23 protein-coding genes and 1 tRNA gene are annotated in these 21733 nt (G+C 59.6%); 10 read left to right on the forward strand and 14 right to left on the reverse strand.

Annotation, left to right across the window (positions count from 1 at the left end):
- Positions 1–3 precede the first annotated feature (3 nt).
- From QZ190_RS10590 to gltA, 7 genes are all read left to right on the forward strand, one after another.
- On the forward strand, positions 4–801 hold the full coding sequence (locus QZ190_RS10590; RefSeq protein ID WP_291915980.1) for a GntR family transcriptional regulator: 798 nt from the start codon (positions 4–6) through the stop codon (positions 799–801).
- A 129-nt stretch (positions 802–930) separates the two neighbouring features.
- Positions 931–1362, forward strand: coding sequence for a succinate dehydrogenase, cytochrome b556 subunit (gene sdhC, locus QZ190_RS10595; protein ID WP_291915921.1), 432 nt, complete (start codon positions 931–933; stop codon positions 1360–1362).
- Between the two features lie 40 nt (positions 1363–1402).
- Positions 1403–1771 carry a succinate dehydrogenase, hydrophobic membrane anchor protein gene (gene sdhD, locus QZ190_RS10600; protein WP_090142047.1) on the forward strand — a complete coding sequence of 123 codons (369 nt, stop codon included), beginning with the start codon at positions 1403–1405 and terminating at the stop codon, positions 1769–1771.
- Positions 1772–1824: 53 nt separating this feature from the next.
- Positions 1825–3630, forward strand: coding sequence for a succinate dehydrogenase flavoprotein subunit (gene sdhA / locus QZ190_RS10605; RefSeq protein WP_291915925.1), 1806 nt, complete (start codon positions 1825–1827; stop codon positions 3628–3630).
- Between the two features lie 63 nt (positions 3631–3693).
- The gene (locus QZ190_RS10610; protein WP_019427020.1) at positions 3694–4398 is read left to right on the forward strand and encodes a succinate dehydrogenase iron-sulfur subunit; all 705 of its coding nucleotides are present in this window, start codon (positions 3694–3696) and stop codon (positions 4396–4398) included.
- Positions 4398–4706: a succinate dehydrogenase assembly factor 2 gene (locus QZ190_RS10615; RefSeq protein WP_291915930.1), complete on the forward strand. Its 309-nt coding sequence runs from the start codon at positions 4398–4400 to the stop codon at positions 4704–4706. Before QZ190_RS10610 ends, QZ190_RS10615 begins: the two co-directional genes overlap by 1 nt.
- Before the next feature lie 42 nt (positions 4707–4748).
- On the forward strand, positions 4749–6047 hold the full coding sequence (gltA, locus tag QZ190_RS10620) for a citrate synthase (RefSeq protein ID WP_291915932.1): 1299 nt from the start codon (positions 4749–4751) through the stop codon (positions 6045–6047).
- Positions 6048–6208: 161 nt separating this feature from the next.
- Here gltA and QZ190_RS10625 read toward each other — a convergent pair whose 3' ends face one another.
- Entirely contained in the window at positions 6209–6847 is a 639-nt protein-coding gene (locus QZ190_RS10625) for an SOS response-associated peptidase (protein WP_291915934.1), read from the reverse strand.
- 65 nt (positions 6848–6912) lie between these two features.
- Entirely contained in the window at positions 6913–7632 is a 720-nt protein-coding gene (locus QZ190_RS10630; RefSeq protein WP_291915936.1) for an aldolase, read from the reverse strand.
- Positions 7633–7985: 353 nt separating this feature from the next.
- Between QZ190_RS10630 and QZ190_RS10635 the strand changes: the two genes are divergently transcribed.
- On the forward strand, positions 7986–9218 hold the full coding sequence (locus tag QZ190_RS10635; protein WP_291915938.1) for a nitrate/nitrite transporter: 1233 nt from the start codon (positions 7986–7988) through the stop codon (positions 9216–9218).
- Between the two features lie 141 nt (positions 9219–9359).
- Here QZ190_RS10635 and QZ190_RS10640 read toward each other — a convergent pair whose 3' ends face one another.
- The 12 genes from QZ190_RS10640 to uvrB form a co-directional block, all read right to left on the reverse strand.
- Positions 9360–9902, reverse strand: coding sequence for a FlgO family outer membrane protein (locus QZ190_RS10640; RefSeq protein WP_291915940.1), 543 nt, complete (start codon positions 9900–9902; stop codon positions 9360–9362).
- Positions 9899–10588, reverse strand: a complete 690-nt coding sequence (locus QZ190_RS10645; RefSeq protein ID WP_291915945.1) for a hypothetical protein — start codon at positions 10586–10588, stop codon at positions 9899–9901. The genes QZ190_RS10640 and QZ190_RS10645 overlap by 4 nt, the downstream gene beginning before the upstream one ends.
- 437 nt (positions 10589–11025) lie before the next feature.
- Positions 11026–11100 (reverse strand) — tRNA-Val (locus tag QZ190_RS10650).
- A gap of 109 nt (positions 11101–11209) precedes the next feature.
- A complete protein-coding gene (gene dnaQ, locus QZ190_RS10655) occupies positions 11210–11920 on the reverse strand; it encodes a DNA polymerase III subunit epsilon (RefSeq protein ID WP_291915948.1) in 711 nt (236 codons plus the stop codon).
- Positions 11921–11936: 16 nt separating this feature from the next.
- Complete coding sequence (gene fdx, locus QZ190_RS10660) at positions 11937–12275, reverse strand: ISC system 2Fe-2S type ferredoxin (RefSeq protein ID WP_090139274.1); 339 nt, start codon at positions 12273–12275, stop codon at positions 11937–11939.
- Between the two features lie 33 nt (positions 12276–12308).
- The gene (gene hscA, locus QZ190_RS10665; protein ID WP_291915951.1) at positions 12309–14186 is read right to left on the reverse strand and encodes a Fe-S protein assembly chaperone HscA; all 1878 of its coding nucleotides are present in this window, start codon (positions 14184–14186) and stop codon (positions 12309–12311) included.
- 16 nt (positions 14187–14202) lie between these two features.
- Positions 14203–14718: a Fe-S protein assembly co-chaperone HscB gene (gene hscB / locus QZ190_RS10670; RefSeq protein WP_194945250.1), complete on the reverse strand. Its 516-nt coding sequence runs from the start codon at positions 14716–14718 to the stop codon at positions 14203–14205.
- Between the two features lie 36 nt (positions 14719–14754).
- Complete coding sequence (gene iscA / locus QZ190_RS10675) at positions 14755–15078, reverse strand: iron-sulfur cluster assembly protein IscA (protein ID WP_019425275.1); 324 nt, start codon at positions 15076–15078, stop codon at positions 14755–14757.
- A gap of 1 nt (position 15079) precedes the next feature.
- The gene (gene iscU, locus QZ190_RS10680) at positions 15080–15466 is read right to left on the reverse strand and encodes a Fe-S cluster assembly scaffold IscU (RefSeq protein WP_062405706.1); all 387 of its coding nucleotides are present in this window, start codon (positions 15464–15466) and stop codon (positions 15080–15082) included.
- Positions 15467–15498: 32 nt separating this feature from the next.
- Entirely contained in the window at positions 15499–16716 is a 1218-nt protein-coding gene (locus QZ190_RS10685) for an IscS subfamily cysteine desulfurase (protein WP_291915965.1), read from the reverse strand.
- A 19-nt stretch (positions 16717–16735) separates the two neighbouring features.
- Positions 16736–17272 (reverse strand): Fe-S cluster assembly transcriptional regulator IscR, encoded by a 537-nt coding sequence (iscR, locus tag QZ190_RS10690; protein WP_090139271.1) that lies wholly within the window; start codon positions 17270–17272, stop codon positions 16736–16738.
- Between the two features lie 125 nt (positions 17273–17397).
- Complete coding sequence (gene uvrB, locus QZ190_RS10695; protein ID WP_291915969.1) at positions 17398–19524, reverse strand: excinuclease ABC subunit UvrB; 2127 nt, start codon at positions 19522–19524, stop codon at positions 17398–17400.
- 119 nt (positions 19525–19643) lie between these two features.
- Between uvrB and QZ190_RS10700 the strand changes: the two genes are divergently transcribed.
- Together QZ190_RS10700 and phaZ are read left to right on the forward strand one after the other, a co-directional pair.
- Complete coding sequence (locus QZ190_RS10700; protein ID WP_291915972.1) at positions 19644–20840, forward strand: amino acid aminotransferase; 1197 nt, start codon at positions 19644–19646, stop codon at positions 20838–20840.
- A gap of 159 nt (positions 20841–20999) precedes the next feature.
- Positions 21000–21733, forward strand: a 734-nt coding sequence (gene phaZ / locus QZ190_RS10705; protein ID WP_291915977.1) for a polyhydroxyalkanoate depolymerase, incomplete at its 3' end; no start/stop codon positions are given.

Below are 21733 nucleotides of genomic sequence, written 5' to 3' on the forward strand. Positions count from 1 at the left end.
CCCATGAACCACTCATTGCCCCCAACTGAAGCCCCCCCAGCTGCTGCCGTTTCTGCTACCGAAACGCCAGCTGCAACACCCGCGTTCAGCCCGCTCTACCAGCAAATCAAGGGTTTGATCCTGCAAAGCCTGCAAACCAGCGAGTGGAAGCCCGGCGAATCCATTCCCAGCGAAATGGAACTGGCTGCGCGTTACCGGGTCAGCCAAGGCACCGTGCGCAAAGCCATCGACGAGCTGGCCAGCGGTCACCTGCTGATCCGCAAGCAAGGCAAAGGCACCTTTGTCGCTACCCACGCAGAGCACCAAGTGCAATACCGGTTTTTGAAACTGGTGCCCGACCAAGGCGACCTCAACACCGAAGGCCCTGCCCAGCGCGAGATCGTCGACTGCAAGCGCTTGCGCGCCTCGGCCGAGATCGCGCGCGCGCTGGCGTTGCGCTCTGGCGACACTGTTCTGCAAGTGCGAAGAGTTCTTTCGTTTGCCAACGTCCCCACCATCCTGGAAGACCTGTGGTTGCCCGGCACCCCCTTCAAGGGCCTGACGGCAGAGCGCCTGGCCGACTACCACGGCCCCATGTACGCCCTGTTTGAAACCGAGTTCGGTGTGCGCATGGTGCGTGCCGAAGAAAAGATCCGGGCCGTGTTACCCGACAAGGCCCAAAGGGAATTGCTGCAGCTGCCGCCCAACACCCCCTTGCTCAGCGTGGAGCGCATTGCCTACACCTACAACAACACCCCGATGGAGCTGCGGCGCGGCTTCTACCGCACCGACACCCACCATTACCGCAACGATTTGAACTGACCCGGACCCGCCTGCCACGTCTTGTAGAAGACTGTCGCTGAAATGCTCGCGTCAGTTTGCTGCGTTGCAATAGAATCCACCCGGCTTGTTATCTACAACACAAACGCGTTACACCCAGAAAGTACCCACATGACCGAACTCGCCCGCAAGCGGCCTGAATTCCGCAACATCAACGCTCTGAAAGACTTGCCCTCGTACCGCCTGCCGGCCGCTGGCATTGTCTCCATCCTGCACCGCATCAGCGGTTTCCTGATGTTTTTGCTCATGCCCCTGTTCATCTGGCTGTTTGACAACTCCATCACCTCCGAGATTTCATTTGCCAAGCTGTCAGCCGCTTTCGGCATCGGCATCGGCTTTGTGCCCGGATGGTTCTTCAAGTTGTTGGCCCTGGCCCTGATCTGGGCCTATTTGCACCACTTCATCGCTGGCGTGCGCCACATCTACATGGATGCTTTCCATGCCGTGACCAAAGAATTCGGCAAGTCTTCTGCCGTGGCCACTTTGGTGCTGAGCCTGGGCTTGACCGCCGTGCTGGGTGCCAAGCTGTTTGGCCTGTATTGATTTCTCCGCCCCTCATTCAAAACAACAAGGAAACTGACCTATGTCGTCCGTGAATTACGGCTCCAAACGCATCGTGACCGGTGCTGGCTATGGCTTTCGCGACTGGCTGGCCCAACGTGTGACCGCCGTCCTGATGGCGCTTTTCACCGTGGTCTTGCTGGCCCAAGTGATCTTCACCTCCGGCCCCATCGGCTACGAAGAATGGGCTGGCATTTTTGCCTCGCAGTGGATGAAGGTCCTGACCTTCTCCGTCATCATCGCCTTGCTCTACCACGTCTGGGTGGGCATGCGTGACATCTGGATGGACTATGTCAAGCCCCTGGCCCTGCGCCTGGCCTTGCACGTCTTCACCCTCGTCTGGCTGGTCGGCTGTGCCGGCTGGGCTGTTCAGGCCCTGTGGCGCCTGTGATGCGTCAGCCCTCGCCTGTCATTGCGCTGAAACCACACCAACCAAGATAAACCATGAGCTATACCAAAGACAAAATCACCACCCGCAAGTTTGACGTCGTGATCGTCGGCGCCGGTGGTTCGGGCATGCGTGCCTCGCTGCAGCTGGCCCGCGCCGGCCTCAATGTCGCAGTCCTGTCCAAAGTGTTCCCCACACGTTCACACACCGTGGCGGCCCAAGGCGGCATCGGTGCATCGCTGGGCAATATGTCCGACGACAACTGGCACTACCACTTCTACGACACCATCAAGGGCTCCGACTGGCTCGGCGACCAGGATGCCATTGAATTCATGTGCCGTGAAGCGCCCAAGGTCGTGTACGACCTGGAGCACATGGGCATGCCGTTTGACCGCAACCCTGACGGCACGATTTACCAGCGTCCATTTGGCGGCCACACCGCCAACTACGGCGAAAAGCCTGTGCAACGCGCTTGCGCTGCCGCTGACCGCACCGGTCACGCCATGCTGCACACGCTGTATCAGCAAAACGTCGCGGCCAAAACCAGCTTCTTCGTGGAGTGGATGGCACTCGATCTGATCCGCGACGCCGAAGGCGACGTGGTCGGCGTCACGGCCCTGGAGATGGAAACCGGCGACCTGCACGTCTTGCACGCCAAGACCGTGCTGATGGCCACCGGTGGCGCAGGCCGCATTTATGCCGCCTCCACCAACGCCTTCATCAACACCGGTGACGGCTTGGGCATGGCCGCTCGCGCCGGCATTCCTTTGGAAGACATGGAGTTCTGGCAATTCCACCCCACCGGCGTGGCCGGTGCTGGCGTGTTGCTGACCGAAGGCTGCCGTGGCGAAGGTGCGATCTTGCTCAACAGCAATGGCGAGCGCTTCATGGAGCGCTATGCGCCCACCCTGAAAGACCTGGCCCCTCGTGACTTCGTGTCCCGCTGCATGGACCAGGAAATCAAGGAAGGCCGTGGCTGCGGTCCCAACAAGGACTACGTGCTGCTCAAGCTGGACCATCTGGGCTCAGAGACCATCCACAAACGTCTGCCCTCGGTGTACGAAATCGGCGTCAACTTCGCCAACGTCGACATCACCAAAGAGCCGATCCCGGTGGTGCCCACCATCCACTACCAGATGGGCGGTATCCCCACCAACATCAACGGCCAGGTTGTGACGCAAAACGCCACCGACCACAACGCCGTGGTCAACGGTTTGTATGCCGTGGGCGAATGCTCTTGCGTGTCGGTGCACGGCGCCAACCGCCTGGGCACCAACTCGCTGCTCGACTTGCTGGTGTTTGGCCGCGCAGCGGGCAACCACATCGTCGACTTCGCCTCCAAAACCAAGTCGCACAAGCCTTTGCCCGCCGACGCCGCAGACTTCACCTTGAGCCGCCTGAACAAGCTCGAAGGCCGTGGCGGCGAATACGCCCAGGACGTGGCCAACGACATGCGCGCGGCCATGCAGCAACACGCTGGCGTGTTCCGCACCCAAGCCTCCATGGACGAAGGCGTGCAAAAGATCGCTGCCATCCGCGAGCGCGTCAATGCCATCGGCCTGAAGGACACCTCCAAAGTGTTCAACACCGCCCGCATTGAAGCCCTGGAAGTGGACAACCTGATCGAGAGCGCACAAGCCACCATGGTGTCTGCCGCTGCCCGCCGCGAGTGCCGTGGTGCCCACACTGTGAGCGACTACGAGCGCCCCGTGGACGACGCCGTGGCCCCATTGGGTCGCGACGACGCCAACTGGATGAAGCACACCCTGTGGCACAGCGCCGACAACAGCCTGACCTACAAGCCGGTCAAGCTCAAGCCCCTCACTGTGGACTCCGTGCCACCCAAGGTTCGCACCTTCTAAAGATTGTTCGGACCGCGCACCCAAGGTGGCGGTCCACCCCCCGAATACACCAGGAGTTCTTCCATGACCCTACGCACTTTTCAAATCTACCGCTACGACCCTGACAAGGACGCCAAGCCCTACATGCAAACCATCCAGGTCGAACTGGACGGCAATGAACGCATGCTGCTCGACGCCCTAATGAAACTCAAGGCCGTGGACCCCAGCATTTCCTTCCGCCGCTCCTGCCGCGAAGGCGTGTGCGGTTCGGACGCGATGAACATCAACGGCAAAAACGGTTTGGCGTGTCTGACCAACATGAACACCCTGCCCGGCACCATCGTTCTCAAGCCCCTGCCCGGCCTACCCGTGATCCGCGACGTGATCGTGGACATGACCCAGTTCTTCAAGCAATACCACTCGATCAAGCCTTACTTGATCAACAGCACCATCCCGCCTGAAACCGAGCGCCTGCAAAGCCCGGAAGAGCGTGACGAGCTCAACGGTTTGTACGAGTGCATCTTGTGCGCCAGCTGCTCGACCAGCTGCCCCAGCTTCTGGTGGAACCCTGACAAGTTCGTGGGTCCCGCTGGCTTGCTGCAGGCTTACCGCTTCATCGCCGACAGCCGCGACGAAGCCACTGCCGAGCGATTGGACAACCTGGAAGACCCTTACCGCTTGTTCCGCTGCCACACCATCATGAACTGCGTCGATGTCTGCCCCAAGGGTCTGAACCCCACCAAGGCGATTGGCAAGATCAAAGAAATGATGGTTCGCCGCGCCGTCTGATGACCGTCACCCCGATCCTGGAAGACGCGTCGCTAATTGGCGCTGACCGCCTCGCCCCATTGAGCGAGCGGTCGCTGAGCAAGCTGCGCTGGCGCAGCCGACGCGGGCTGCTCGAGAACGATTTGTTCATCGAGCGCTTTTTCAACCGTCACGCCACTGCGCTGACGATTGGCCAGGCCCGGGGCATGTACGTGCTGATGGACCTGTCAGACAACGATCTCATGGACTTGCTGTTGCGCCGCACGGAGCTGCAGACCGAGATCAGCACCGATGAGGTGCGCGAAGTCCTGGACATGCTGAGAGCCTGAGCCTGCCAAGGTTCAACCCTGGAAACCAAGAGGAAACCCACCATGAAACTCGCCGATAACAAAGCCACCCTGTCGTTCACCAATGGCAGCCCCAGCATCGACATGCCCGTGTACTCCGGCAACATCGGTCCGGACGTCATCGACATCCGCAAGCTGTACGCGCAAAGCGGCATGTTCACCTATGACCCGGGTTTCCTGTCCACGGCTTCTTGCCAGTCGGCCATCACCTACATCGACGGCGACAAGGGCGAACTGCTGTACCGCGGGTACCCCATCGAACAGTTGGCCAACAAGGCCGACTACCTGGACACCTGCTACCTGCTCCTGAACGGCGAGTTGCCCGTGGGCCAGCAAAGCAAGGACTTCCACAAACTGGTCAACCAGCACACCATGGTCAACGAGCAGATGCAGTTTTTCCTGCGAGGCTTTCGCCGTGACGCACACCCCATGGCCGTGTTGACCGGTCTGATTGGCGCTTTGTCGGCCTTCTACCACGACAGCACCGACATCAACAACCCGGATCACCGCCACATTGCCGCGATCCGCTTGATTGCCAAGATGCCCACCCTGGTGGCCATGGCCTACAAATACGGCGTAGGCCAGCCTTACATGTACCCACGCAACGACCTGTCTTACGCGGGCAACTTCCTGCGCATGATGTTTGGCACACCTTGCGAGGACTACGTGGTCAACCCCGTGCTCGAGCGCGCCATGGACCGCATCTTCACGCTGCACGCTGACCACGAGCAAAACGCCTCCACCTCCACGGTGCGTCTATGCGGCTCGTCCGGCACCAACCCGTTTGCGGCCATCGCTGCAGGCGTGGCCTGCCTTTGGGGCCCAGCTCACGGCGGTGCCAACGAAGCCTGCCTGAACATGCTCGAAGACATCCAGAAAATGGGTGGCGTGTCCAAAGTTGGCGAGTTCATGAACCAGGTCAAAGACAAGAACTCCGGCGTCAAGCTGATGGGCTTCGGTCATCGCGTGTACAAAAACTACGACCCGCGCGCCAAGCTGATGCAAGAGACTTGCGACGAAGTGCTCAAAGAGCTGGGCCTGGAAAACGACCCCTTGTTCAAGCTCGCGAAAGAGCTGGAAAAGATCGCGCTGGAAGACGAATACTTCGTCAGCCGCAAGCTCTACCCCAACGTGGACTTCTACTCCGGCATCGTGCAACGCGCCATCGGCATTCCCGTGAACCTGTTCACCGGCGTGTTCGCCCTAGCCCGCACCGTCGGCTGGATTGCCCAACTCAACGAAATGATCAGCGACCCCGAGTACAAAATCGGCCGCCCACGTCAGCTGTTCACCGGCTCTGTGCGCCGCGACGTGCAGCGTTGATCACAGGCACTCCGCCGAAACCCCAAAGCCCGCCTTGTGCGGGCTTTTTTGCATCTGCCAATTCCAGCACGCGGTTCAACAAACTTGAACCCGTTGAGGGGTTGTGGATGTCAGGGCACAAAGTGGCCTGGCGCGCCAGCCCTAGCGGATGGCCGATGCGCTCACAATGATCTGGGCGCGGCCATGGCGACCAAATCCGGCATGTGCGCCCACGTCATCAACTCAGCGGCTCGAGTCGCATCGGCTGAAAGCCACTGATCGTGTAAATGCGGGGCAATGATGACGGGGGTGCGCTTTTCATCGCCGGGCTTGTGGAATTGGCGCATCACGGGATGCTCGTCGGCGTTCACGGTGAGCATGGAAAAACTGACCACCCACTCCCCTGTCACTGGGTCTTTCCATCGATCCCAAAGACAGGCCATGCCAAACGGATCGCCCGAGGCCAGCTGGATCTTCCAGCGCACAGCCTTGCCCGTTTCGTAGCTGGGTTCGTAAAAGTCATCGACCAGCACCAGACCCCATTGCCGTTGCCGCCATGCGGTGCGGTAGCTCGGCTTTTCTGTCACCGTTTCGCTTCGGGCGTTGTAGGTATGACGGCTGATCTTGTCGTCTTTGGCCCAACCGGGAATCAAGCCGAATCGGGCCAAACCACAGGCCACACGTCCGGACCGGTGGCTTTGAACGACCAAAGGTGCAGCGTAGCCCGGATAGGCTTCGTCGGGATAGCCCGAGGGCAAATCGACCCCCAGGTTCTCCTTGACCCATGGGGCGCGTTGGGTAGGCGTGAAATTGGTGCACATGCGCAAAATTCAAATATGAAGATACCGACCGAACTGACCCATCACTTCACTGCCGCGTCACAAACTCAACCGATCGTCCGCCGCAGGCTGGCGAAAAAGAGCTCTGATTGAAGCCGCTCGCCGTTGGTCTGTTCCGCTACGCGCGCTGCCAGCGCTGGGTCCACGGGCGTCAAAGGCACACCTGTTGAGGCCGCCAGCACCTGCGCCTGGCAGGCTCGCTCCAGGTAATACAGGTCGTCGTAGGCATAGTCCACGCGTTCACCGCAGACGATGACGCCGTGGTTGCCCAGGAACACCACATCCGCCCCTTGCATGGCCTGGGCGATGCGTTCACCCTCGGTCATGTCCAAGGCCAGGCCGTTGTAGTGCGCGTCCACCGCCAGGCGACCATGAAAGCGCATGGCGGTCTGCGACAAGGTGGTGTCCAAGGCACGCGCCGCCGTCAAGGTGAGCGCGGTGGCATAGGGCATGTGGGTGTGCAGCACCACCGATTTGCGAGCGATGCGGTGCACCGCCGCATGGATGAACATGGCCGTGGGCTCCACCGGGTGTGGGCCCGCCAGTTGCTCGCCCGCTGCGTTGCACATCACGATGTCCGACGCTTGCACCTCACGCCAATGCAGGCCGCGCGGGTTGAGCAAAAACCAGTCGGCCTGGCCGGGCACCGCCACGCTAAAGTGGTTGCACACGCCCTCGCTCAGCCCCTGATGGGCAGCAGCACGCAAGGCCAGCGCCAGATCGGCGCGCAGCGGCAACAGGGCTTCAAAGGTTTCATGGGCTTGCATGGGGTCACTCCGGACTCTATGGGGTTGTGGGCAGCGGGTCACGCGGGGTGCGTTTTTCCGAACTTCGGACCCAAGAATACTGGAAGAGTGCCCACAAGAAGTAAGACGGCTACCCCTCCTGCCAGAATGCCGATGGCTCGACGGGTGCCGCGTCTTGACAAATGGCTAGGCTCCACGTCAACCCAACGGCCTCCACGAAACTGAACTGACCTCCGTGCGCTTGAGCATGCCCGCCAAATTCAGTCGGATAAACTGGCGTTCTAAAAAATGAAAACGCCACGCATGCCCCATCCTGTTCTGTCCAGTCGGCTGGGTCCCGCTTGTCTTGATCGCGGCAGTCTCGCGGGGCAACGATGAGCGGTTCACCCACCTCACGAGGCATCAGCCGAGGGGCACTCGTCCTGGCGGCGGCCACGGTGGTGAATCTGCCGTTCGGCACCGTCTATGCGTTTTCTGTCTTCCTCAAGCCGATGGAGGCGCTGCTGGGTATTGGCCGGGCCGAGATGGCGATCGTGTTTTCCATGGCATCGATCTTTCTCACGATCGGCATGCTCATGGGACCCGCCCTTTACCGCCGCTTCCCACCCGTGCCCCTGCTGCTGGTTTGTGGCGCACTCAGCGCCTCTGGCCTGCTGATCTGCGCCGCTGCACAAGGTATCGAGCATTTGCTGCTGGGCTACGGCGTTCTGTTCGGACTGGGCGGCGGGGTGGTTTTTGTCATGATGCAACAGGGTCTGAATCAGACCATCAGCCCGATGAGCGGGCTGGCCAACGGCTACGTGGTGAGTCTGTACCCCATGGGGGCCATGCTGGGCGCACCGGTCTTTGGCTGGGCCATCGAGGCGTTTGGCCTGCGCGCCACCCTGGCGGGCCTGGCGATCACGGTGCTGACCAGCTGCGCCGTCGCCGCCATGCTCTGGCATCGTGCGCAGGTTCGCATGCAAGACCCTGGCGCGAGTGCAGCCGACAGCCAGGCCCGCCACTGGGGCTTGTTTGCCCGGCTGTTCACGGTTTTCTTTCTTGCAGCTTCGGCGGGCCTGATGGTGATGAGCCAGGCCGCTGGCATTTTGCAGGCCTATGGCGCAAAAAGCCTGTTTGCGCTCGGCGGCACCACGTTCATCACCGGTGCGATTGCGGCTGCCCGTATTGGTGGGGGCTGGCTCATTGATCGTTTCGCGGTGCCTCGCGTGGCCTGCATGGCCCACCTGATCGCCCTCAGCGGTTCGTGCCTGCTGTTGACCTGGCCGGGGCCGGGCATGGCGGTATTGTCCATGACGCTGATCGGCTGCGGCTATGGCTTCATTTCGGGTCTGACGGCTGGGGCCATTGCGCGCTACTGGCACCCCAATGCTTTTGGCCGGGTGGCCGGGCAGATGTACATCGCCTGGTGCATCGCGGCCATCAGTCTGCCGGTGCTGGCAGGCTGGCTGTACGACCAGACCCAGGGTTATGACCAAGCCATGCGCATTGCCGCTGGCGTGAACCTGCTGGGCGCGCTGATGGCCTTGAGCTTGCCCATGACGGCGCGGGCCAAGGTTCAAGTTGAGCCTTCAACCCCGCCTCGACCCCAAGTCGAGGAGAGCTGATCATGGGGGTGCACATCCTCAATGGCAGCATGTTGAGCAGGCGTCGCAGCGTTTACTTTGGTGATGCTGGGTGCTTCAGCCCATTTGGCCTAGAAGCCACCTTTAGACCGATCCAGCCTTGATTTGGGTATGGGTCATGTTTCATTGGTTGATGATTCTGATCACCAATTTGCGGTCCACCATGAAGTTTGTCGCACTCATCACCACCCCATCCAATGCACGCACCAGTTTGACAGTGACATAAACACCCGAGGTCCCCGCATCTGTATAGGTGCCCACAACCACGGCCGTCGCGTTTTGCTGCTGACTGATTTCTTTGATCTCACTCGAGAGCAGCATCTCACCGCCCTTTTCTGTGATGAAAAGGTTGGAACGCAGCTTGACCTCGATCACGGCAACACCCTGTTGCACCAAGCGACTCGCGAGTTGCTCGGCCATCATCTTGCCAAAAATACTGGTGCGTGAAACCTGGTTCACATCGACCCACGACGCCACCAATACACGTTTGTCTTTGCTCAGAAGTTCTTGTTTCACAGCAGCCGTAAGGAGCCTATCGGCTGCTGCATAGTTGCTGGAGATGAGCGGATTTTTCTCTTCACTACCTGGCAGCACGTCCAGATCGGTCGCACAGCCCGATACGAACAACGCGCAAAGCAAACACAGTGACTTTAAAAGCGCACTCATTTTGATTCACCTGGACCATTCACTGGAAAAATTCGACCTGTTAGCGGCAAATTTTGGTACATGTCCAGGTCCTGGGAAGACAGGTAATAAACCTGATTGCTGGTTGCCAAATATTGCCCTTCCTTTTGCACACTGACAGACAAGATCAGCTCTAAATCTGGCGGTGTATTGTTTCGCGTCATGGCAACATCAGCCGTGATGGCGGCCAAAGCTCCACCGGCATTGATCAACACGGGTGAGTGGTGCCGAACGATTTCTCGCAACACCAGCAGCCCGCCACCTAAAAGGGTCAAGGTGCCCGGTCTATAGCTTGCAACGTGCGAAACCTTGCTCACCTGAACCTTGAGAACAGCCGCGTCTTGACTTCTTACACTGACCTTGAGTCCCTGCGAAAGCAATCCTGCCCTGAGCATTGGCAATAAACTTCTCTCGAAGGCAGTTGGCTGAGCAGGCTCTTCCAAGTAAATGGCAGCTTGCAAATGGTTTTGTGCCATCAGCGACTGCTTCATTTGACCCGCAACATCCTCAGCAATCAATTGCCAATGCGCCGCAGATTTAAGTTTGTATTGAGATGCAGCGGGGAAACTGACAGGAAAAGAGACACCGTCGGTGCTGACGCAACCCGCGAGTGAAAACGCTGCGCACATGAACAAGGTCCTGGCAGTGCCAAGCGCGAGGTAATTCATTTGTTAAATCTCATCAAAGCATTTTAATTTTTTGAAAGAATTTTCAACAAAGAACACGATTGGGCTCAATCCAGTTTTAGCTTCTTATCAATTCGTGAACTTCAACCGAGTTTCCTAAATTTAATTCATAAGAATTAAATAATTTATAGCGTTGCCTTAGGCTTTTTAAAAATATGATGAATGGAAAAATGAAAACAGCAAGTAAGGCAATTGCTAATTCGATATAGGATTTTTGAACACACAGATTTACGAATTTCCCTTAGTGCCAATACCTGTGTGGTTGCAGTAAAAATAAAAACAACATACCGTCCATGCAAAAGCTCTTCAAAGCGCTAGTTGTCTCAAGGCTTGATGCCGGCCCTGTTCGACTTCAGTCCGTGTGGACAACAAAAAAGCACTTAAAGTGACCTTTAAGTGCTTCATTTAAATTTGAATTTTGGTGGGCGATGCAAGTTTCGAACTTGCGACCCCTGCAGTGTGAATGCAGTGCTCTACCCCTGAGCTAATCGCCCTACGCCTTGTAGCGAAGACCTCAATTATGGCATAAAAATTCGGCCAATCTGGGCCCAACTTGGCAAAAAATGTGCGCCTTCACAGCAATGACTTCCCGCCCCGATCGGCTCAGGCGGCCTGTGCCTGACGCCACACGGTTTTGCCGCCGCTGGACTTGTCGAGTTGCGCCAACAGGTCTTCGTGGGCAGCCAGCTCCTGCGCGTTGGCCGTCAGCACCGGCAACACGTATTGGCTCAGATTCACCTGCACCACCACGGTCTGGGTGTTGCTGGGCGCATCGCCCGCGTCGATCAGCAAGGCCTCTTGCCCACGGGTCATGTTGATGTAGACATCGGCCAGCAACTCGGCGTCGAGCAAAGCGCCGTGCAACGTGCGCCCGGAGTTGTCGACTTCGAGGCGGTCACAGAGCGAGTCGAGGCTGTTGCGCTTGCCGGGGAACATTTCCTTGGCCATGGCCAAGGTGTCGATCACGCCGCTGACATAGGCCTTCAAAGGCTTTTTGCCAACGCGTTCGAGTTCCTTGTTCAGAAAGCCGATGTCAAAAGCCGCGTTGTGGATGATCAGTTCCGCATCGGCCAAGTAATCCAGAATTTCATCGGCCAGCTGTGCAAACTTGGGCTTGTCGCGCAAAAACTCGTTGCTGATGCCGTGCACCTTAAGGGCGTCTTCGTGGCTGTCGCGCTCGGGGTTGAAATAGAAATGCAAGTTGTTGCCCGTGAGCTTGCGGGCGTACAGCTCCACACAACCGAGCTCGATGATGCGGTCACCACCTTCGGCCGACAGGCCGGTGGTTTCGGTGTCCAGAACGATTTGACGCATGGCTTGCAGCTCCGGCTCAGTGCAGTTCTTTGGCGTGGTTGATGGTGTAGCGCGGGATCTCGATGACCAGATCGCTCTTGGCCACAAAGGCCTGGCAGCTCAGGCGCGAATTGGGCTCCAGGCCCCAGGCGCGATCGAGCAGGTCTTCCTCGGTTTCTTCCATCTCGTTGAGCGTCTTGAAGCCTTCGCGCACCACCACATGGCAAGTGGTACAGGCTGCGCTCATGTCGCAGGCGTGCTCGATGTTGATGTGGTTGTCGAGCAGCGCTTCGCAGATGCTGGTGCCCGAAGGCGCGGTGATCTCGGCACCTTGGGGGCAATACTCAGCGTGGGGCAGGATTTTGATGACGGGCATAAGAGTCTTCTCAATTCAGGGCAGGTCGGGCTTTTACAAGGCCTGGATGTTTTGACCGGCCAGGGCTTTCTGGATGCTGTGGTTCATGCGCTCAGCGGCAAAGGCTTCGGTGCCCTTGGCCAATGCCTGGGTGCATTCTTCCAGCGCCTTGGCGTCTTGTTCGGTTTGCACGGCGGCTTGCAGTGTGGCCATGAGTGCGTCGATGGCGTTGCGCTCAGGCGCTTGCAGCAAATCTCCGTCGGCGGCCAAGGCGCTGCGGGTGGCCAGCAGCATGCGGTCGGCATCGACCCGCGCCTCGACCAAGGCACGCGCCTTCATGTCGGCTTGGGCGGTGGTGAAGCTTTCTTGCAGCATGGTGGCGATCTGGTCGTCGCTCAGGCCATACGAGGGCTTGACGTCGATGCGGGCTTCGACACCGCTGATTTGTTCTTTGGCACCCACGTTCAGCAGACCATCGGCATCCACCGTGAAGGTGACGCGGATGCGGGCGGCACCAGCGGCCATGGGCGGGATGCCTCGCAGCTCAAAGCGGGCCAGGCTGCGGCAGTCTTGCACCAGATCACGTTCGCCCTGCACCACATGCAGCGCGAGGGCCGTCTGGCCGTCTTGGTAAGTGGTGAAGTCTTGCGCCATGGCGGTGGGGATGGTCTGGTTGCGCGGGATGATGCGCTCGACCAGGCCGCCCATGGTTTCGATGCCCAGCGACAGCGGGATCACGTCGAGCAGCAACAATTCGCCTGCGGCGTTGTTGCCTGCCAGCTGGTTGGCCTGAATGGCCGCGCCCAAGGCGACGACCTCGTCGGGGTTGAGGTTGTTGAGCGGGGCTTGGCCAAAAAATTCGGCCACGGCCTGCTGGATTTGCGGCATGCGGGTGGAGCCGCCGACCATGACCACGCCTTGCACATCGTCTTTGGCCAGCTGCGCATCGCGCAGCGCTTTGCGCACGGCGGTGATGCAGCGGGCCGTCAGGGCTTGGGTGGCTTGCTCGAAATCAGCGCGGCTGAGCTGCACCGACAGAGCGCCAGTGGACAGGGCCACATTCAGGCTGGCTGTGTCTGCAGTGGTCAAGGCTTCTTTGGCCGCACGGGCCGCTGCCTTGAGTCGTGTTTTATCTTCGGCCGTGGCGGCTTGCAAGCCGGGCTGCTGGGCCATGGCGAAGTCGGCCAAGGCTTGGTCGTAATCGTCGCCGCCCAAGGCCGAATCGCCACCTGTGGACAGCACTTCGAACACGCCTTGCGTGAGGCGCAGGATCGAAATATCGAAAGTGCCGCCACCCAAATCGAACACGGCGTAAACGCCTTCGCTCGCGTTGTCGAGGCCATAGGCAATCGCGGCAGCCGTGGGTTCGTTGATCAGGCGCAACACATTCAGGCCAGCCAGCTGGGCCGCGTCTTTGGTGGCTTGGCGCTGGGCGTCATCAAAGTAGGCGGGCACGGTGATCACGGCGCCGTACAGGTCGTCGTTGAAGGTGTCTTCGGCGCGGTAACGCAGGGTGGCCAAAATTTCGGCGCTCACCTCTACGGGCGACTTGGGGCCTTGCACCGTCTGGATGCTGAGCATGCCACCCTTCGCTGTGCCTTCGCTGGCGGTGAACTCATACGGCAGCTTGCTGCGGTCGGCGATGTCGTTCAGGCCACGGCCCATGAAGCGCTTGACCGAGGCGATGGTGTTGACCGGGTCAGAAGCAGCAGACTGCACCGCGTCGAAACCGATCTGGCGGCCTTGGCCCGGCATGAAGCGCACGACCGAGGGCAGGATCACCCGGCCATCGTCATCGGGCAGGCACTCGGCCACGCCGCTGCGCACCGAAGCCACCAGCGAATGCGTGGTGCCCAGGTCAATGCCCACCGCGATGCGGCGTTGGTGCGGGTCGGGCGACTGGCCCGGTTCGGAAATCTGCAGTAAGGCCATGGTCAATCGGGAAAATTCAGGTCAATCGGTCGAGTTTAGCGTTCACTTCTTGCGTGAAGCGCTCGATGAACATCAGCGCCCTCACCTGCCCCACGGCTTGCAGAGGGTCTTGCACCTCGTCGAGCAAGCGGGCCAGTTCTTGCTGCACACGGCGCTGCTCGGCAGACACTTCATCCGCCAGCGCTTCCAATCCTTGAGCGGATTCGGTGTCGTCGAGGTTTTCACGCCACTCCATCTGCTGCATGAGGAACGCTGCAGGCATGGCGGTGTTGTTTTCGGCTTGCACTGGCGCGCCACGCAGCTCGCACAAATAGGCGGCGCGTTTGAGCGGGTCTTTGAGCCTTTGATACGCCTCGTTGATGCGCACCGACCACTGCATGGCCACGCGTTGGGCGGCGGCACCTTCTGCTGCAAAGCGGTCGGGGTGGGCTTCGCGCTGCAGGGCTTTCCAACGGGCGTCGAGCTGTGCGCGGTCCTGCGCGAAGCGCGCTGGCACGTCAAACAGCTCGAAGTCGTTGGCTTGCAGCGAGATCACACGCAAAAACTCACAGTCGACTTCAAACGCGGCTTAAACGCGGAACGACTCACCGCAACCGCAGCGGTCACGCTCGTTGGGGTTGTTGAAGCGGAAGCCCTCGTTCAGGCCTTCGCGCACGAAGTCGAGTTCGGTACCGTCGATGTAGGCCAGGCTTTTCGGGTCCACCAGCACCTTGACGCCGTGGCCTTCAAAGACCACGTCTTCCGGCGCGATCTCGTCCACGTACTCGAGCTTGTAGGCCAGGCCCGAGCAGCCCGTGGTCTTGACTCCCAGGCGCACACCGACACCCGAGCCACGTTTGGCCAGGTACCGGGTCACATGCCGAGCTGCGGCAGCAGACAGTGAGATGGCCATGTCAGTTCAGGTGTTTCTTTTTGTAGTCGTCCACGGCGGCCTTGATGGCGTCTTCGGCCAGGATGGAGCAGTGAATCTTGACGGGCGGCAGCGCCAGCTCTTCGGCGATCTGGCTGTTCTTCAGGGCCGCTGCTTCGTCGAGTGTCTTGCCCTTGACCCACTCGGTCACGAGCGAGCTGGAGGCGATGGCCGAGCCGCAGCCGTAGGTCTTGAAACGTGCGTCTTCGATCACGCCGGTGGTCGGGTTGACCTTGATCTGCAGCTTCATCACGTCGCCGCAAGCTGGCGCACCGACCATGCCGGTGCCCACGCTGTCGTCGCCCTTGTCAAACGAGCCCACGTTGCGGGGGTTTTCGTAGTGGTCAACCACTTTTTCAGAATATGCCATGGTGTTTTCTCCGTATTCAGGTCAGTATGAACTCAGTGGGCCGCCCACTGGATGGTGCTCAGATCAATACCGTCTTTGTGCATTTCCCACAGGGGACTCAAGTCACGCAGCTTGGCCACGTTCTCGCGGATGGTCTGGATCGCGTAGTCGATGTCTTCTTCGGTGGTCCAGCGACCAATCGTCATGCGGAGGCTGCTGTGGGCCAACTCGTCGCTGCGGCCCAAGGCACGCAGCACATAGCTGGGCTCCAGGCTGGCCGAGGTGCAGGCAGAACCGGATGAGACCGCCAAACCTTTGATGCCCATGATGAGCGATTCGCCTTCGACGAAGTTGAAGCTCATGTTGATGTTGTGCGGCACACGCTGGGTCGCGTGGCCGTTCAAAAACACCTGCTCCATGTCGCTCAGGCCGTTGATCAAGCGGTCGTGCAAGGCACGGGCCTTGGCGTTGTCCTGCGCCATTTCAAGTTTGGCAATGCGGAACGCCTCGCCCATGCCCACGCACTGGTGGGTGGGCAAGGTGCCCGAACGCATGCCGCGCTCGTGACCGCCGCCGTGCATCTGCGCTTCCAGGCGAATGCGGGGCTTGCGGCGCACATACAAAGCGCCGATGCCTTTGGGGCCGTAGGTTTTGTGCGAGGCCAAGCTCATCAAATCGATGGGCAGCTGGGTCATGTCGATCTCGACCTTGCCCGTGGCTTGCGCTGCATCGACGTGGAAAATGATGCCTTTTTCGCGGCACAGGTTGCCAATCGCGGTCACGTCCTGGATCACGCCGATCTCGTTGTTCACGAACATCACGCTGATCAGGATGGTGTCGGGGCGAATCGCGGCCTTGAGCGCGTCCATGTTGAGCAAGCCATCGGCCTGCACATCGAGGTAGGTGACTTCAAAACCCTGACGCTCGAGCTCACGCATGGTGTCGAGCACGGCTTTGTGCTCGGTCTTGACGGTGATCAGGTGCTTGCCGCGTGATTTGTAGAACTGAGCAGCGCCCTTGATGGCGAGGTTGTTGGACTCGGTCGCGCCGCTGGTCCAGACGATTTCGCGCGGGTCAGCGCCGATCAGGTCGGCCACTTGCTCGCGGGCGGTTTCAACGGCGGCTTCGGCTTCCCAACCCCAAGCGTGGCTGCGGGATGCGGGGTTGCCAAAGTGCTCGCGCAACCAAGGGATGATGGCGTCCACCACGCGGGGATCACAAGGGTTGGTCGCGCCGTAGTCAAGATAAATAGGGAAGTGGGGCGTGGTCATGGTGAGTACTTCTTTTCAATCAGGATTTGGCAAACACGTTGCCCAGGTCGAACACGGAATTGGGGCCGGTCAGGCGGATGGGTTGGCTCATCGGCATCGGGGCAATCGCACGCTTGATGCTGGGTTTGTTTTCGACCACCAGGCCTTTGGCCAATTGGTCATCCACCAGCTTTTGCAGGGACACCGAGTCCAGAAACTCGACCATTTTGGAATTAAGCGAAGCCCACAGGTCGTGCGTCATGCAGCGGCCATCGCCGCCGTTGCAGTTTTCCTTGCCGCCACAGTGGGTGGCGTCGATGGGCTCATCGACCGACAAGATGATGTCAGCCACCGTGATGTCGGTGGATTTGCGGCCCAGGGTGTAGCCGCCGCCAGGGCCACGGGTGGACTCGACCAAGTTGTGGCGACGCAGCTTGCCAAACAACTGCTCCAGATAAGACAGTGAAATCTGTTGGCGCTGGCTGATGGCGGCCAAAGTCACGGGACCGGCGTCTTGGCGCAAGGCCAGGTCGATCATGGCGGTGACGGCGAAACGGCCTTTGGTGGTTAAACGCATGGCAGACTCCTGAAGTGGGTGGGGGCTCGGTCTTGGCCCCGCCGAAGCGGGTTCCCGACTAAACAAGTCAAGTATAAACCAATCCCGATCAAAACACTCGGGTTATAGGGTCATTCACTGGGTTCTTAAGCCCGGATCAGCGGCACGATGTTGTCGCCGCCTGTCGCCCCGAAGGCCTGTTCTTTCAGGATGGTGAGTTGGTCCCGCACCTGGGCGGCTTTTTCGAACTCCAGATTGCGGGCGTGCTCCATCATTTGCTTTTCCAACTGCTTGATGGCCCGGGCGATGTCTTTCTCGCTCATGTCTTCGACCTTGGCTTTTTGCATGGCCGCTTGTTCCAGGCGTTCGGCTTCCTTGCCCGACTTTTCGCTGTACACACCGTCGATCAAGTCTTTGACTTTTTTGACAATGCTCTTGGGCGTGATGCCCATGGCCTCGTTGTGAGCGAGCTGCTTGATGCGCCTGCGCTCGGTCTCGCCCATGGCTTTTTTCATGGACTCGGTGATGCGGTCGGCGTACAAAATCGCGCGGCCGTTCAGGTTTCGGGCTGCGCGGCCAATGGTCTGGATCAGGCTGCGCTCAGCACGCAAGAAACCTTCTTTGTCGGCATCCAAAATAGCGACCAGCGACACCTCGGGAATGTCCAGGCCCTCGCGCAGCAGGTTGATGCCCACCAGCACATCAAAAGCGCCCAGGCGCAGGTCTCGCAAAATCTCGACCCGCTCCACGGTGTCCACGTCGCTGTGCAGATAGCGCACTTTCACGCCGTTGTCGCTCAGGTAATCGGTCAGCTGCTCGGCCATGCGTTTGGTGAGCGTGGTGATGAGCACACGCTCGTGCTTGTCCACACGGATGCGGATTTCTTGCAGCACATCGTCCACCTGGTGCGTGGCGGGACGCACCTCGACCTGGGGGTCCACCAGGCCTGTGGGACGCACAACTTGCTCAACCACTTTGCCCGAATGCGTTTTTTCGTAGTCAGCTGGAGTGGCCGAAACAAAGATGCACTGGCGCATGCGCTTTTCAAACTCTTCAAACTTGAGCGGGCGGTTGTCGAGGGCACTGGGCAAGCGAAAGCCGTATTCGACCAGTGTGGTTTTGCGCGCCTTGTCGCCGTTGTACATGGCGTTGAGCTGGCCAATCATCTGGTGGCTCTCGTCCAGAAACATGATGGCGTCGGGCGGCATGTAATCGGTTAGCGTGCTGGGCGGGTCGCCGGGCGCTGCGCCCGACAAATGCCGTGTGTAGTTTTCAATGCCTTTGCAGTGGCCGACTTCGGACAGCATTTCCAGATCAAACCGGGTGCGCTGCTCCAGGCGCTGGGCTTCCACCAGCTTGCCCATGCCCACCAGTTCTTTGAGGCGTTGGGCCAACTCCAGCTTGATAGTCTCCACGGCCGCCAACACTTTGTCACGCGGCGTCACATAGTGGCTGGACGGGTAAACCGTGAAACGCGGGATCTTTTGCCGAATACGTCCCGTGAGCGGGTCAAACAGCTGCAGGCTTTCGATTTCGTCGTCAAACAGCTCAATGCGGATGGCCAGCTCGGAGTGTTCTGCCGGGAAGACGTCGATGGTGTCGCCACGCACCCGGAACTTGCCGCGCGAAAACTCCATGTCGTTGCGCTGGTATTGCATGCGGATCAGCTGCGCAATCACGTCACGCTGGCCCAGCTTGTCGCCCGTGCGCAGCGTCATGATCATGCGGTGGTAGCTCTCGGGCTCACCAATGCCGTAGATGGCCGACACCGTGGCCACGATCACCACATCGCGACGCTCCATGATGCTTTTGGTGCAAGACAGCCGCATCTGCTCGATGTGCTCGTTGATCGCGCTGTCTTTTTCAATGAACAGGTCCCGCTGGGGCACATAGGCCTCGGGCTGGTAATAGTCGTAGTAGCTGACGAAATACTCCACCGCGTTCTTGGGAAAGAACTCCCGGAACTCGCTGTACAGCTGCGCGGCCAATGTTTTGTTGGGCGCAAATACGATGGCGGGCCGCCCCAGCTGGGCGATCACATTGGCCATGGTGAAGGTCTTGCCCGATCCGGTCACACCCAGAAGAGTCTGGAACACCTCGCCGTCGTGCACGCCTTCGACCAGTTGCTCAATGGCCACGGGCTGGTCGCCTGCGGGCGGGTAAGGCTGGTAGAGCTCAAACGGGGAACCCGGGTAGCTGATGAACTTTCCCTCAGCATACTTGTCCGCATCAGACACAACTTCAACAACGGGGGCTTCGGGCACGGTGGACATCTTTGTAGGGACCGCCTGGCCAAACCAGACGGCAGGGGCCGTTAAAATAAGGGACAACCCGAAAGCCTAACCGAGGAACGGGTTTTCTGCCACCACTGAACACAATCCAAGGACTTTCCATGTCTCTGTTTTCCGCCGTCGAAATGGCCCCCCGCGACCCGATCCTGGGTCTGAACGAGCAGTACAACGCCGACACCAACCCCAACAAAGTGAACCTGGGTGTGGGCGTGTACTTCGACGACAACGGCAAACTGCCCCTGCTGCAGTGCGTGCAAGCGGCTGAAAAAACCATGATGGCCACCCCCACCGCGCGTGGCTACCTGCCCATCGACGGCATCGTGGCCTATGACAACGCGGTCAAAGCACTGGTTTTTGGTGCTGAATCCGACGTGGTCAAGTCTGGTCGCGTCTCCACCGTGCAAGCCATTGGCGGCACCGGCGGCCTGAAGATCGGTGCCGACTTCTTGAAGAAAGTCAGCCCCAAGGCCAAAGTCATGATCTCCGACCCCAGCTGGGAAAACCACCGCGCCATCTTCATCAACGCGGGTTTTGAAGTCGAGAGCTACACCTACTATGACGCGGCCAAGCGCGGTGTGAACTTCGACGGCATGCTGGCCAGCCTGAACGCGGCCGAGGCCGGCACCATCGTCGTGCTGCACGCCTGCTGCCACAACCCTACGGGTTATGACATCACCGACGCCCAGTGGGACCAGGTCATTGCCGTGGTCAAGGCCAAGAGCCTGACCGCATTCCTCGACATGGCCTACCAGGGCTTTGGCCACGGCATTGCCGAAGACGGCGCAGTCATCGGCAAGTTTGTGGCGGCGGGGCTGAACATCTTCGTGTCGACTTCTTTCTCGAAGAGCTTCAGCCTGTACGGTGAGCGCGTGGGCGCCCTGTCGGTGGTGGCCTCTGACAAAGAAGAAGCCTCACGCGTGCTGTCGCAACTCAAGATCGCCATCCGCACCAACTACTCCAACCCGCCCATCCACGGCGGTGCGGTGGTGGCGGCTGTGCTGAACAACCCCGAGCTGCGCGCCCAGTGGGAAAGCGAATTGGCCGAAATGCGTGTGCGCATCAAGGCCATGCGTCAAAAGCTGGTCGATGGCCTCAAAGCCGCTGGGGTCAAGCAAGACATGGGCTTCATCACCAGCCAGATCGGCATGTTCAGCTATTCGGGCCTCACCAAAGACCAGATGGTGCGTCTGCGCAGCGAGTTCGGCGTGTATGGCACCGACACCGGCCGCATGTGCGTGGCGGCGCTGAACAGCAAAAACATCGACTACGTGTGCGCTTCGATCGCCAAAGTCGTTTGAATTGACTGACATCAAGCTTGCAGCCGCCCCAGACGGGGCGGTTTCTTTTTGGGCGGTCCGGAAGGTGACTGTCAATTAGGGGGCAGACTCAAAAAATACCGCTTGGTCTCCTGTAGTATTGCTGCAGCGCACCATTTTTGTTGCAAGGGAAACTGTCACATGCTTTATCAGATTTTTGAAACCCAACGCTCGATCATGGAGCCTTTTTCCGATCTGGCCCAAGCAGCAGCCAAGCTCTACAGCAACCCTCTGAACCCCATGGCCCAAACGCCTCTGGCCCAACGTGTGTCGGCGGGCTACGCCCTGATGCACCGCCTGGGCAAGGACTACGTCAAGCCCGAGTTCGGCATCCGCACCGTCAAGGTCAACAAGACGGATGTGGCCATCCACGAGCGCATCGAAATCGACAAGCCCTTTTGCGAGCTGCGCCGCTTCAAGCGTTTTTCGGACGATCCTGCGACCCTGACCCAACTCAAGGCCCAGCCTGCGGTGCTGATCGTGGCTCCTTTGTCGGGTCACTACGCCACTTTGCTGCGCGACACCGTCAAGACCATGCTGCAAGACCACAAGGTCTACATCACCGACTGGAAGAACGCCCGCTTGGTGCCTTTGTCGGACGGCGAGTTCCACCTGGACGACTACATCAACTACGTGCAGGAATTCATCCGCCACCTGCAAGCCACCTATGGCCATTGCCATGTGATGAGCGTTTGCCAGCCCACGGTGCCAGTGCTTGCCGCCGTGTCCTTGATGGCCAGCCGCGGCGAAAAAACCCCGCTGACCATGACCATGATGGGCGGCCCCATCGATGCGCGCAAGTCGCCCACCTCGGTGAACAACCTGGCCACCAACAAGAGCTTCGAGTGGTTCGAAAACAACGTGATCTACCGCGT

Source organism: Limnohabitans sp., from assembly GCF_017848645.1.
GTDB lineage: Bacteria > Pseudomonadota > Gammaproteobacteria > Burkholderiales > Burkholderiaceae_C > Limnohabitans_A.